Raw genomic sequence first — 12,376 nt, 5'->3', positions numbered from 1 at the left:
TGACAGGTGATTTCTCAACTAGGTAGGGGGAGAGGTTGTCTGAGGCACGTGGGCTGAGGAACGAGGTGGAGAGAACATCCTCAGCGATCCGTCGAGGGGTCGGGTCGTTGAGGCGAGCACGGAGGTGGCCGGTGGACAACAACGCCGGCAACCGTGATGGTCGCGGAGAACCCGTGATCGTGCATGCTCGGGTCATCGACACGACCATGTCCTCCGCTCAGTGGTCGAGCTTCCTGCGCAGTCGTCTGGCGCTTGTTCAGACAGGAGAAGTGGTCGCCGAGGTGCACACTGCACGAGCGGGCACTGCGTATCTGGTGTTCACCTCGGGACCGAGTGGAACGAGATCCGCTGTCGAGATGGCCGCTGCCGCGATCACCTCCGATCCGCATCGATTCGGCTTGCTCTCCGCTGCCCCCACGCGACGACTGCAGGACTCGCCGCTGTGGTCCGTGCGGTACTGAGATTCGACGGGACATGTCCTCGACTGGGTGCGTCGCCAGGGTGTGACCACGCGATGCGGCCATACCTCCCGTTCCCGGCCCGACACACCGACCATCGAGATCGGACTCGGCTGATCGTTGGGTAGGGTTCTGCGAGTGAATTCGAGCCAACCCGTGAAGTCCGTGAACACCCGCATCGCCGAAGAACTGGCGGTCCGGGAAGCGCAGGTGGCGGCCGCTGTCCGGCTGCTCGACGAAGGCTCTACGGTGCCGTTCATCGCTCGCTATCGCAAAGAGGTGACCGGCAGCCTGGATGACGCCCAGCTGCGCACGCTCGAGGAGCGCCTACGCTACTTGCGCGAACTGGACGAGCGTCGGGCCGCGGTGTTGTCGTCCATCGCCGAGCAGGGCAAGCTCACCGATGAGTTGAAGGCTGCGCTCAATGCCGCCGAGACCAAGTCCCGTGTCGAAGACATCTACCTCCCGTACAAGCCCAAGCGTCGGACGAAGGCGCAGATAGCGCGGGAGAACGGGCTCGAACCACTCGCGGATCGACTGGTCTCCGACCCGGGCGTTGTGCCCGAGGATGTTGCCGCCGGGTATGTCTCAGAGACTGTCGCCGACGTCGCGGCTGCTCTCGAGGGCGCCCGTCACATCCTCACCGAGCGCATCTCAGAGGATGCCGAACTCGTGGGGACGATTCGCGAAAAATTCTGGGCCGAGGGATCGCTACGCACCACGGCGAGAACTCAGGAGGTGGCGAAAAGTGCTGCCGCGCAGAAGTTCCGGGACTACTTCGACTTCTCTGAGCCGCTGGACAAGGTGCCTTCTCACCGCGTGCTCGCTGTGATGCGCGGCGAGAAGGAAGAGGCGCTGTCACTCACCCTCGACGGTGGGGACGACGAGAGCTATCAGGCGCTCGCCGCGGCGGCCCTGGGCGTCGACACAGCCAACACCGGCCCGGCGACCCAGTGGCTGCTGAGCACAGCGCGGTTGGCGTGGCGCACCAAGTTGATGATCACCGCAATGGTCGACGCGCGTGTGCGTCTGCGTGCACGAGCCGAAGAAGACGCCGTCGCGGTGTTCGCCCGGAATCTCGGCGACCTGCTGCTCGCCGCACCGGCCGGGGCACGGACGACGTTGGGACTTGATCCAGGTTTCCGTACCGGCGTGAAGGTCGCGGTGGTCGACGGAACAGGCAAGGTTCTCGACACCTGCGCGATCTACCCGCACCAACCCCAGAAACAGTGGGATGTCGCCAAGGCGACACTCGCGGCATTGGTCGCACGACACAAAGTGGAACTGATCGCAGTGGGCAACGGCACCGCCTCACGAGAAACAGATGCCCTCGCCGCCGAATTGATCACCGATATCCGGGCTTCGGGAGCTGACGCCCCGGCCAAGGCGATGGTGAGCGAGGCGGGCGCCTCGGTGTATTCCGCCTCCGAATACGCCTCACATGAACTGCCGGACATGGATGTATCGCTGCGAGGTGCAGTATCGATCGCCCGGCGACTGCAAGACCCACTGGCCGAACTGGTCAAGATCGAACCGAAGTCGATCGGCGTCGGCCAGTACCAGCACGACGTCACGCCGGGGACGCTCGCGCGCAGCCTCAATGCGGTGGTGGAAGACGCCGTGAACGCAGTCGGCGTTGATCTGAACACCGCATCCGTGCCGTTGCTCTCGCGCGTTTCCGGGGTGACGACAACGCTGGCAGAGGCAATCGTCGCTCACCGCGACACCACCGGGCCATTTCGTAGTCGTAAGTCGTTGCTGAAGGTTCCACGTCTGGGCCCCAAGGCTTTTGAGCAGTGTGCCGGGTTCCTTCGAATCCGCGACGGCGACGACCCTCTCGATGCGTCGGGTGTCCACCCCGAGGCTTACCCGGTGGTCCGGAGCATCCTGGACCGATCAGGTGTGACCTTGGCCGAACTCATCGGCAACGAGCGGACCCTCCGATCGATCCGGCCGGCCGACTTCGCCGACGAACGATTCGGGATACCGACGATCTCGGACATTCTCGCCGAGCTCGAGAAGCCCGGCCGCGACCCGCGACCGGCATTCACCACTGCGACGTTTGCCGCGGGGGTCGAGAAGGTTGCCGACCTCAAACCGGGAATGGTCCTCGAAGGTGTGGTGACCAACGTCGCCGCGTTCGGGGCTTTCGTCGACGTCGGCGTGCACCAGGACGGATTGGTGCATGTGTCGGCGATGGCCAACCGGTTCGTCTCCGATCCGCACGAGGTCGTGAAGTCGGGACAGGTGGTGAGGGTGAAGGTGTTGGAGGTCGACGTCGAACGCCAGCGGATCGGACTGACACTCCGACTCGACGACGACACGCCTCGTTCCGGCGGTACGTCCGACAATCGGCCGGCTGGGCAGGGGCAACGACGGCCCAAGAACGCCGGACAGCCGAGAAAGCCGAAGCGCGACAACACAACCGGAAAGCCAGCGGCGGCGCCGTCGAACGGTTCACTGGCACAGGCTCTGCGAGACGCAGGTTTCGGACGGTAGGAAACCACCGCTTGGGCGACGGCTCCTTCACGAGGCCACATACGGTTGGGGACGGAACACCGCGTGGACGATCTGAGTCAGGAGCCCGAATGAGCGAACGCACGCCCAGCCAGTGGGAGAAGATCATCGAGGCCGATCCGGCGCACTCCACCCGTTATGTTGAGCGGTTTCGCGCGATGGCGGCCCGCGGCCAGGACATCGTCGGAGAGGCGCGGCTGATCGATGCGATGCTGGTCCGCGGTAGTCGTGTTCTCGACGCCGGCTGCGGCCCGGGCCGGGTGGGCGGCCACCTCCACGACGCCGGTCACGAGGTCGTCGGCGTCGATGTGGACCCTGTCCTCATCGACGCTGCCGAGCACGATCATCCAGGCCCGACCTGGCTCGTCGGCGACCTCGCCGACCTTGATCTGCCGGCCCGAGGGGTGACAGCTGGCTTCGACGTCATCGTTTGTGCGGGCAATGTGGTGACCTTTGTTGCGCCATCCACCCGCCGCGACGTCCTCGCCGGTTTCGCCCGGCACGTCGCACCGGACGGCCGGGTCGTCGTCGGGTTCGGTGCAGGCCGCGACTACCCGTTTGCTGATTTCCTTGATGACGCAACCAGCAGCGGACTCTCGGTGGACGTTCTCTTGTCCACCTGGGATCTGCGTCCGTTCACGGACGACTCCGACTTCTTGGTTGCCGTGTTCTCACTCGCGGGCTGACGGGCACAAACCTCGGGAGATTCCGGTGACACTTGTAGTCGACACAAAGGTCCACGTGCTGCGAGATCATCCGCTCGCAGCGGGTGGCAGTCTGCCGCCACTGGATGCGCCGCCCTATGCACCCGGCGCGATCGACATGGCCGGACGACACGTTCGTTCTCGAGGGCCATCGGTTCTCGTCGGGGCTGCCGTCGGGTGTCTCGTCGGCGCGATGACCAGCCTCGGGGCCGGAGCAGGCACCTCGGCGGGCGCGGCGACAGGGTTACTGGTGAGCGAAATCAGAGTTCACGAGGTCGGCGACGCCCCCAGCGCCCGTGCGCGCGTCCAGGATTCCGGCCCAACCGAACACGTACGTGTCATGGAATACAACGTGCATGGCGGCATGGGCGGGCCTGGTCAATTCCTCGCCACGCCTGGTCGTCTGGACCACCTCGCCGCCACCATCCGGCGCGAGCGCCCGGATATCGTGCTCCTGCAGGAGTTGGACCACTTCGCGACCCGGTCGAACTACACCGACACGTTGAAGCAGTTGGCTCAGCGATTGGCACCGACGGGCGCCGTGATGACTCCGGCGATCGAGAAGGTGAACGGCCGTCGTGAGGGGACCGGGATCCTCACCTTCAGTGGTTTCGACATCACCGATGCTCGAGGACTTCGGATCGGGGATGCGATGGGGGACACCGCTCTCCGCCGTTTCCGGGCAGCGTCTGACGCGTACGCGGGGATGGTGAGTGGAAGAGTTCACCGGTCGTGGGTGCCGTTCGGAGGAGTGATCGAGTACCAACCGCGGGTGGCCACGGACGCGTTGGTGCGAACCCCTTCGGGGCGCGAGATCCGCGTGCTCTCAGGACATTTCAGCCCGCCTCATCACGGTATCGATGAGCAGCGGCGTCAGGTCGACCCGATCGCCGCAGCGGCCGGCACCTGGTCGGGGCCCACCATCATGGGCGCCGACTTCAATGTGCGAGACGGATCGCCGGAGTTTCAGCGTGAGCACCAGATCTTTGCGTCGGTCGGCCTGGTCGAGGCCACGGCAGGTGCACCCGCGAACAGCGACCGAATCTATGCCTCGGCGCATTTCGGCCGAACCGACGCTCGCAAGGTGCTGCCGTCGTCTGGCGAAGTGCAGGCCAGTGACCACGCGCCGGTGGTGGTCGATCTTTTGCTCGAAGCCGGTCATTCTGGGTTTGAACGCGGTGATGCCCCGCCCGGCGTACCGGACGGGGCATCGACGCCGCGGCCTAGCTGACCAACAGATCCAGTTGGTCGTCGGTGACCTGCACGGAGACCTTGCCACCGTCGAGGAGCACCTCGTCCAACAGCAGGTCTGCAATCCGGTCATCAACTGCACGCTGAATCGAACGACGCAGTGGTCGTGCGCCGAACTCGGGCTGGTGCCCGTGCTCTGCGATCCAGTCGACAGCAGCATCAGAGAACTCGATGTCGATCCCCTTGGCGCCCAACCGCTTGCGGCTGTCGGCCAGGAGCAGGTCGGTGATCTTGTGCAGCTGCTCGGTGTCGAGCTTGCGGAAGACCACGATTTCGTCGATCCGGTTGAGGAACTCCGGTCGCATCGACTCCCGCAGTCGGGCCATCACTCGCTCACGCACCGGCCGTTCCGCGGCTTCGGCGTCACCGGAGTTGAACCCGAGTCCACCGGACTTGCTGGAGATGATGTCCGATCCCAGGTTGCTGGTCATGATCAGCACGGTGTTCTTGAAGTCGACGGTGCGACCCTGCCCGTCGGTGAGACGACCGTCGTCGAGCACCTGCAGCAGCGTGTTGAACACGTCCGGGTGCGCCTTCTCGATCTCGTCGAGAAGGATCACCGAATACGGGTTCCGGCGGACCTGTTCGGTGAGCTGCCCCGCCTCGCCGTACCCGACGTATCCGGGGGAGCCCCGATCAGGCGGCTGACCGTGTGACGTTCTCCGAACTCGCTCATGTCGAGTCGGAGCATCTTCTTCTCGTCGCCGAAGAGCGAGGCTGCCAGCGCCTTTGCCAATTCGGTCTTTCCCACGCCTGTCGGTCCGAGGAACAAGAAACTGCCCACGGGCCGATCCGGATCGCTCATCCCGGTACGGCTCCGGCGAACCGCACGCGCGATGGCCTTCACCGCATCCTCTTGGCCGACAACACGCTGATGTAGCTCATCCTCGAGGCGGCGTAGACGCTCCCGTTCCTGCTCGGTCATCTGGCTTGCCGGGATACCGGTGGCGCGGGCGACCACTTCGGCGATGTGTTCGGCGGTCACCTCAGGTGTTTCGCCTGCCTCGGACGGCCCGCCCGACAGACGTGCCTGGAGCCGGGCGGTCTCGTCACGCAATGCGGAGGCCTTTTCGTAGTCCTCCGCCGCGACGGCCTGCTCTTTGGCGGTCTCGAGTTGGGTCATTTGCTTCTGGATCGCCTCCACGTCGGTGGTCGGTGAAGCGAGTTGCATCCGCGCACCGGCTTGGTCGATCAGATCGATCGCCTTGTCCGGCAAGAACCTGTCGCCGATGTAGCGGGCGGACAGCTCGACAGCTGCACGGATCGCCTCATCGGAGTATCGGATTCCGTGGTGTTCCTCGTACCGCCCGCGTAGTCCATCGAGGATTGCCACCGCGTCCTCGACGCTGGGTTCGGGCACCGTCACCGGTTGGAATCGACGCTCGAGAGCGGGATCTTTCTCGATGTTCTTCCGGTACTCGTCGAGCGTCGTGGCACCGACGATGTGCAGTTCACCGCGAGCGAGCTTGGGCTTGAGGATGTTTCCGGCATCCATCGACCCCTCGGCTCCGGCACCGGCACCTGCGATGGTGTGCACCTCGTCGATGAAGACGATGAGTTCGTCCTTGTTCGCGGCGATCTCGTCGATCACCTTTGTCAACCGTTCTTCGAAGTCGCCGCGGTATCGGGTCCCCGAGACCATGCTCGACAGGTCGAGCTGCACGATGCGTTTGCCTGCGAGACGATCGGGCACGTCGCCGTCGACGATCCGTTGAGCGAGCCCTTCGACGATGGCGGTCTTGCCGACACCGGCCTCGCCTACCAGCACCGGGTTGTTTTTCGTGCGTCGCGACAGGATCTCGATGGTCTGTTCGATCTCGTCTGCACGGCCGATGACCGGGTCGACGCCCCCGCCGCGGGCCTTCTCGGTCAGGTCGAACCCGAACTTGTCCAGCGTCGGGGTGGCAGTCGTGGACTCCGCAGCGACCGAGCCGCCCTGAAGTGCGGTCTGCAGGTGTTCGGGTGTGATGCCGGCAGCGGCGAGCAGACGACCCGCAGCCCTGTCATGGTCGGCAGCGAGAGCGAGGAACAGATGTTCTGGATCGATGTACGTCGAGCCCAAGGTCTGGGCGAGTTGGTGAGCCTCGAACACGGCGGTTTTCAGTGCAGCGCTCAGTGAGGTCGTGGTGAAACCAGTGGTCGGCGTCCCCTGAGGAAGACGCTGTTCAATGGTGTCCGCGACCACGGTCGTGTTTGCCCCGGCGCGCTCCATCAGAGTTTTCGTGGGCTCCGTGGCGGTCATGACGCGCAAAACATGTAGAGCGTCGAGTTCTGTGTCGCCGCGGCCGGCGGCGAACCTGGCGGACTCGGCGATGAGGTCTTGGGTGGACCTGCTCATCAGCCGACTGATGTCGATGCGACGCGGGCCCTCGGGGCCGAAGAATGCGGGCATTCGCGGAGCCTCCTAGTTAAGAGTTGAGTGGATCTGACTCAATTAACATGAGTGAGGTTCTATCAATTCCCGGGTGCCGCGGTCAATTCTGTAACTCGGCCTCGCAGGGGCCGGATCGGACGTGTGGTCGCCCCGGCGGGCCGTGACGCGATAGCGTGGGCAGAGAACTTCGAGCGCACATCATGAAGCGAGGACGACGTGGTCGATACGAGCTCCACCTTGGAAGATCTGTCTCGCAAGCACCTGGGCATCGCACGCGACGATGCGCATGGCCGCAGTGCCGACATCCTCGTCCACGACGGTCCGCTACGTCAGACGTTGATGGCGATGGTTGCCGGTACCGAACTCGGCGAACACAATTCGCCGCCGGCGGCGAGCATGCTTGTACTCAGCGGCAGGGTGAAGGTGACCGCGGATGAGGGTGAGGTCGTCCTGAACGTAGGTGAACTTCGTGGGCTCACGCACCATCGGCACAGCGTGACCGCGATCGAGGACTCGGTTTTCATTCTGACCACGGTCACCGGTTACGGCGAACCATCGCGGCGCTGACCCGATCATCTTGACCCCGTCGCCTGCCCAGGGGTAGGCAGTCCGGGGTTGCGGCGCGACGCGCTGACACTTAGCCCTTGCGCTAAGTATCCGTCCGCTGATAGTTTGCCTTATGGCTCAGTATTCAGAGCAATTGAACGGGGTTTTCCAAGCCCTCGCTGATCCCACCCGCAGGGCGGTGATCGGGCGCCTGGGGGAGGGGCCGGCGAGTATCAGCGAGCTCGCCCAGCCATTCGACATGGCCTTGCCCTCCTTCATGAAACACATCCGGCAACTCGAGGACAGTGGCTGGATACGCACGATGAAGGTCGGTCGGGTTCGCACCTGCGTCATCGAGCAACGGCAGTTCGACGTCGCGCAGGATTGGTTGGAAAGCCAGCGCGCCCTGTGGGAACAACGCACCGATCGGCTCGAGAACTTTGTCGTCAATGAAGTAGCGACGCAACAACATCAGGAGACACGCCATGGCAACACAGCCCAACCCTGAGCTCGACCTCGTCATCTCCAGGGTCATCAAGGCTCCGACTGCCGCGGTATGGGATGCCTGGACAAATCCTGCCAATTCGAGAAGTGGTGGGTTCCCCATCCGACGGTATGCAGGGTGCTCGAGATGGACTTACGGCCCGGTGGTTCTTTCCGTACGGAGATCAGCGAAGACGGGGATGGCTTCGAACCACACATCACCGGCTGTTTCCTGGCTGTCGACCCGCGCCGGCGAATTGTGTTCACCGACAGTCTCATAGCCGGGTGGCGCCCATCGGCCGACGCGTTCATGACTGCCATCATCACTGTTGCCGAGCACCCTGAAGGCACTGAATATGAGGCCAGGGCCCTGCACCGTTCCGCTGCGGATCGAGACAGCCACGAGCGCATGGGCTTTCATGACGGTTGGGGAACTGTCACCCGGCAGCTCGCGGATCTGGTCGAAGGCGAGCCCAGCCGATGAAACTGACGCTCATGCAGTTCGTATCTCTCGATGGGGTCTGCCAGGGCCCCGGATCTCCCGACGAAGACACGACTGACGGGTTCACGGGCGGCGGCTGGTTGGTTCCGCACATGGACGAAGAGTTCATCACGATTGCCGCGAGATGGCTCGACCAAGCGGACGGTCTCTTGTTGGGTCGGCGCACATATGAGAACTTCGCGCGTGACTGGCCGGCCATCACCGACCCCGACGATCCATTCACGAAGAACATGAACGGTCTTCCGAAATACGTTGCCTCGCAGACGCTGACTGCTGCCGCCTGGTCCCCGACGACGATCTTGTCCGGTGACGTGGAGGGGCAGGTCGCCGACTTGAAATCCCGGCCGGGTCGTGACCTCCAGATCCATGGCAGTGCCCGGCTCGGGCAGTCGATGCTCGCCGCCGGACTGGTCGATGAGATCCGGTTGGTGATCGCGCCGGTGGTGGTGGGTTCAGGGCGACGGTTGTTCCCTGCCGGGGGAACACCCGCGGGTCTACAACTCATCCGCCATGAGAAGACACCAGGCGGTCTTGCCATCCATGAATACAAGACCGTCGGTGCACCGGTGACGGGCATCTACGAACCGGCGTAGTCGGCGAACGTGTGCCGAAAGGTGTTGTGGTGGGCGCGGAGTCGACTCCGCGCGCCTGACCCTCGCCCACCTGCACCACGTTGCGCGGTGGCGGCGCGCTGTCGAACCCTGAGGACGCAGAACCGGTTCCACTACGATGGCGTTCATGCGATTTGGATTGTTTGTGCCTCAGGGATGGCGTCTGGACCTCGTCGGGATCGACCCCGCCGACCAATGGCCGGTGATGCGTGATTTTGCGGTGCGCGCCGACAACGGTCCGTGGGACTCGGTGTGGGTTTACGACCACTTCCACACGGTTCCGGCTCCCACCGACGAGGCCACCCACGAGGCGTGGACGTTGATGTCGGCGCTCGCAGCGTCCACGTCACGTGTTCGGCTGGGTCAGATGTGCACGGCGATGAGCTACCGAAATCCGGCATATCTTGCGAAGGTGGCCGCCACGACCGATCTCATCTCGGGCGGACGGGTCGAGATGGGGATCGGCGGCGGCTGGTACGAGCACGAGTGGCGGGCCTATGGCTATGGCTTCCCGTCGGCGGGGGAGCGATTGGGCCGGCTCGACGAGGGGGTGCAGATCATGCGGCAAGCGTGGAGCACAGGCTCGGCCTCGCTCGATGGGAAGCACTACCAGGTCGATGGTGCAATCGTCCGTCCACTTCCTCTGCAGGAGGGCGGCATTCCTTTGTGGATCGCGGGTGGGGGCGAGAAGGTCACCCTGAAGATCGCCGCGAAGTACGCGCAGTACACGAACTTCGATGGCAGCCCCGAAGGATTCGTACGAAAGTCCGACATCCTGCGGACGCACTGCGAAGCCGTCGGCTCTGACTTCGACGCGATCGTCCGGTCTGCCAACTACAACGTCGCGATCGGTTCCACCGAGGCCGAGGTGGAACAGCGGTTGAGCACGCTCAAGGATCGACTTACCCCGCACGTTGGCGCGGATGCGGCCGAGGGCGCCCTCGGAGCTTTCCGCGGGCTACCAGGGGTGGGGACCCCTGAGCAGATCATCGAGAAGCTGACGGTTCTCAAGAGCCATGGTCTCTCTTACGGCATCTTCTATTTCCCTGAGGCTGCTTACGATCTTTCGGGAATCGAACTTTTCGAGAAGGAGGTTCTGCCCGCGCTCGCGTGAGAGAGCGTCGTCGAATCACGACTCGTGGACGTCCGTGCCCAGATAGAAGGCCGTGGTTCGCATCTCGGCTGAACGCGCGGCATCCTGTGATGCACCCGCAGCAATATGCGCGTCTGCCCAACGCCGACTGCTCTCGGACATGAACTGCCGGGCGGCATCGGTCTGGGCCCACTCGCTGGTCTCGGCCGGCGCATCGGCCCCGGTCTCGAGGTGCAGCGCGAGACCGAGCAGACCGAGATCCCAGCCGATCCCGACCGCGCCCGGCCCGTACTGCCTCCACCGATCGGGATCGATGTCGCCGGAGTGCTCGATGACAAGTCGCGACTGCTCATCAGCGACTTCTTCGAGCCGGACGGTCAGGTGGGTGATCTCTTCGCCGAACTTCCAGGTGAGGGTGAAGCTCGTCGGCGGATCGCAGGTTTCGACGGTGCCGCTGGCATTCCCTTCGATGTGGTATTCGCCTCCCAGTACCAGGTCGCCAGTGACATTGCCGAACCACCGCGCCAGGCGGTTCGCTGTGGTGCAGGCTTCCCAGAGGTCGGCCACGGTGGTGTTGTACACCTGACTCAGGCGGGCGGACGTGCTGATGGTCGAGCCGTTGTCCTGTGCGGTAACCGCCCTGTCAACACTGTTGAGTTGCTGTGCCGTGTCAGGGAATTGGTTGTCAGTCATGTCAGGTCCTCTCGGTGGGTCGGGTCTTTCGTGCGCGCTTACCGCGGGCGATCTCGGTGTCCAGCGCGGCCAGTCGCGGCGTCCAGAAGCCGCGGAATGCTGCAAGCCATTCATCGACGGCGCGCAGCGGATCGGCCTCTACTGCGTACAGCCGACGCGCCCCATCGGGACGTACGGTCGCGTAACCGTTGTCGCGCAGCACGCGGAGATGCTGGGACACCGCCGGTTGACTGATTCCGAATTCCCTGCCGATCGTCTGCGACAGCTCGCCCGCTGAACGTTCCCCGTCGGCGAGCAGCTCGAGCAGTCTCCTTCTAACTGGGTCGCCGAGGATGTCGAGTGCGTGCACCAGAGCTATATTTCACTGACAACTTATATAAGTCAAGACGCAAATGACCGCGATACCGCCCAAGGAGAAACGACCCGCCGGGCCGCGGCGGGTCGCCGACTCAGGCGGTAAGACTGCAGAATTGTGTTGCGAGCGCAATCACCAATTCGGTGTACACGGGCAATCAGAGGTAAGTTCGGGCGAATACGAGACGTCACCACCCATCAGGCGCTGGACCGCCTCCCCGACGAAGAGGGCGCAGAACATGGCACGCAAAACCATCGAACAGATCACCGACGACCTCGACGGTTCCGATCTCGACCCGTCGGAGGTGATAGTGGAAACATTCACCGTCAACGGTGTCGAATACTCCCTCGATCTCGGCCCCAAGTCGGCCGAGAAGTTCGACAAAGACATGCAGAAGTGGATTGACAAGGCCACCAAGATCGGTGGCCGTCAGAGGAGGGCCACCGCCAAGCAGGCGCCGGCCACCTCCGAAGTGCGCAGCGACAAGTCGCAACTGGCAGCCATCCGTGAATGGGCGCGCGAGAACGGTTATGAGGTCTCCGACCGCGGCCGTATTCCCAACGCCATCGTGGACGCATTCAACTCGGCTCACAACTGACGCTCGGGTAGTGAGTTCTCTCCGCGCCGGCTCAGGCTTGGTCGCCGCGGCCCGCTCCGTCGAGGTCAGGATGCTGGCCGGCATGACAGGGCGGGAGCAGTCAGAAGCGTTCCGGCTTCTGCGGAGCATGATCGATTCTTTGCGCGACGTGGACGGATGATGTTGTCCGCATTCGCGTAAGCGACCCTTTG

At 63.9% G+C, this 12,376-nt stretch carries 12 protein-coding genes and 2 pseudogenes; 11 read left to right on the top strand and 3 right to left on the bottom strand.

What is annotated here, in order from left to right; genetic code table 11:
* Positions 1–131: 131 nt before the first annotated feature.
* The 4 genes from MVA47_RS18115 to MVA47_RS18100 all read left to right on the top strand — a co-directional run bounded on the left by MVA47_RS18115 (position 132) and on the right by MVA47_RS18100 (position 4,910).
* Positions 132–461: a hypothetical protein gene (locus tag MVA47_RS18115; RefSeq protein ID WP_247209101.1), complete on the top strand. Its 330-nt coding sequence runs from the start codon at positions 132–134 to the stop codon at positions 459–461.
* 153 nt (positions 462–614) lie between these two features.
* Positions 615–2,957 carry a Tex family protein gene (locus MVA47_RS18110; protein WP_247210886.1) on the top strand — a complete coding sequence of 781 codons (2,343 nt, stop codon included), beginning with the start codon at positions 615–617 and terminating at the stop codon, positions 2,955–2,957.
* Between the two features lie 89 nt (positions 2,958–3,046).
* On the top strand, positions 3,047–3,661 hold the full coding sequence (locus MVA47_RS18105; protein ID WP_247209099.1) for a bifunctional 2-polyprenyl-6-hydroxyphenol methylase/3-demethylubiquinol 3-O-methyltransferase UbiG: 615 nt from the start codon (positions 3,047–3,049) through the stop codon (positions 3,659–3,661).
* Between the two features lie 25 nt (positions 3,662–3,686).
* Entirely contained in the window at positions 3,687–4,910 is a 1,224-nt protein-coding gene (locus MVA47_RS18100) for an endonuclease/exonuclease/phosphatase family protein (protein WP_247209098.1), read from the top strand.
* Here the strand turns inward: MVA47_RS18100 and MVA47_RS18095 are convergent.
* A pseudogene (locus tag MVA47_RS18095) lies at positions 4,903–7,322 on the bottom strand (ATP-dependent Clp protease ATP-binding subunit). The gene MVA47_RS18100 and the pseudogene MVA47_RS18095 overlap by 8 nt on opposite strands.
* A gap of 198 nt (positions 7,323–7,520) precedes the next feature.
* Between MVA47_RS18095 and MVA47_RS18090 the strand changes: the two are divergent.
* The 5 genes and pseudogenes from MVA47_RS18090 (at position 7,521) to MVA47_RS18070 (ending at position 10,560) form a co-directional block, all read left to right on the top strand.
* Positions 7,521–7,871 (top strand): cupin, encoded by a 351-nt coding sequence (locus MVA47_RS18090; protein WP_247209096.1) that lies wholly within the window; start codon positions 7,521–7,523, stop codon positions 7,869–7,871.
* 112 nt (positions 7,872–7,983) lie between these two features.
* The gene (locus MVA47_RS18085; RefSeq protein WP_247209094.1) at positions 7,984–8,358 is read left to right on the top strand and encodes a helix-turn-helix transcriptional regulator; all 375 of its coding nucleotides are present in this window, start codon (positions 7,984–7,986) and stop codon (positions 8,356–8,358) included.
* A pseudogene (locus MVA47_RS18080) lies at positions 8,336–8,817 on the top strand (SRPBCC family protein). Before MVA47_RS18085 ends, MVA47_RS18080 begins: the two are co-directional and overlap by 23 nt.
* Positions 8,814–9,428, top strand: a complete 615-nt coding sequence (locus MVA47_RS18075; RefSeq protein WP_247209093.1) for a dihydrofolate reductase family protein — start codon at positions 8,814–8,816, stop codon at positions 9,426–9,428. Before MVA47_RS18080 ends, MVA47_RS18075 begins: the two are co-directional and overlap by 4 nt.
* Positions 9,429–9,573: 145 nt before the next feature.
* Positions 9,574–10,560, top strand: a complete 987-nt coding sequence (locus tag MVA47_RS18070) for an LLM class F420-dependent oxidoreductase (RefSeq protein ID WP_247209091.1) — start codon at positions 9,574–9,576, stop codon at positions 10,558–10,560.
* A 15-nt stretch (positions 10,561–10,575) separates the two neighbouring features.
* Here MVA47_RS18070 and MVA47_RS18065 read toward each other — a convergent pair whose 3' ends face one another.
* Positions 10,576–11,232 (bottom strand): SRPBCC domain-containing protein, encoded by a 657-nt coding sequence (locus MVA47_RS18065; protein WP_247209089.1) that lies wholly within the window; start codon positions 11,230–11,232, stop codon positions 10,576–10,578.
* Between the two features lies 1 nt (position 11,233).
* The gene (locus MVA47_RS18060) at positions 11,234–11,581 is read right to left on the bottom strand and encodes a helix-turn-helix transcriptional regulator (RefSeq protein WP_247209087.1); all 348 of its coding nucleotides are present in this window, start codon (positions 11,579–11,581) and stop codon (positions 11,234–11,236) included.
* 244 nt (positions 11,582–11,825) lie between these two features.
* Between MVA47_RS18060 and MVA47_RS18055 the strand changes: the two genes are divergently transcribed.
* Entirely contained in the window at positions 11,826–12,185 is a 360-nt protein-coding gene (locus tag MVA47_RS18055; protein WP_247209079.1) for an Lsr2 family protein, read from the top strand.
* 10 nt (positions 12,186–12,195) lie between these two features.
* The gene (locus MVA47_RS18050) at positions 12,196–12,345 is read left to right on the top strand and encodes a hypothetical protein (protein ID WP_374474253.1); all 150 of its coding nucleotides are present in this window, start codon (positions 12,196–12,198) and stop codon (positions 12,343–12,345) included.
* The last annotated feature ends 31 nt before the right edge of the window (positions 12,346–12,376 follow it).

Source organism: Williamsia sp. DF01-3 (assembly GCF_023051145.1).
Taxonomy (GTDB): Bacteria; Actinomycetota; Actinomycetes; order Mycobacteriales; family Mycobacteriaceae; genus Williamsia.
The sequence above is the reverse complement of the archived record's forward strand: the minus strand, read 5'-3'. Positions and strand labels throughout refer to the sequence as shown.

Bases quoted from the DNA above. Each gene is read 5' to 3' on its own strand.
- MVA47_RS18105 (WP_247209099.1), top strand. From the start codon at position 3,047: ATGAGCGAACGCACGCCCAGCCAGTGGGAGAAGATCATCGAGGCCGAT.
- MVA47_RS18085 (WP_247209094.1), top strand. From the start codon at position 7,984: ATGGCTCAGTATTCAGAGCAATTGAACGGGGTTTTCCAAGCCCTCGCT.
- MVA47_RS18075 (WP_247209093.1), top strand. From the start codon at position 8,814: ATGAAACTGACGCTCATGCAGTTCGTATCTCTCGATGGGGTCTGCCAG.
- MVA47_RS18070 (WP_247209091.1), top strand. From the start codon at position 9,574: ATGCGATTTGGATTGTTTGTGCCTCAGGGATGGCGTCTGGACCTCGTC.
- MVA47_RS18065 (WP_247209089.1), bottom strand. From the start codon at position 11,232: ATGACTGACAACCAATTCCCTGACACGGCACAGCAACTCAACAGTGTT.
- MVA47_RS18055 (WP_247209079.1), top strand. From the start codon at position 11,826: ATGGCACGCAAAACCATCGAACAGATCACCGACGACCTCGACGGTTCC.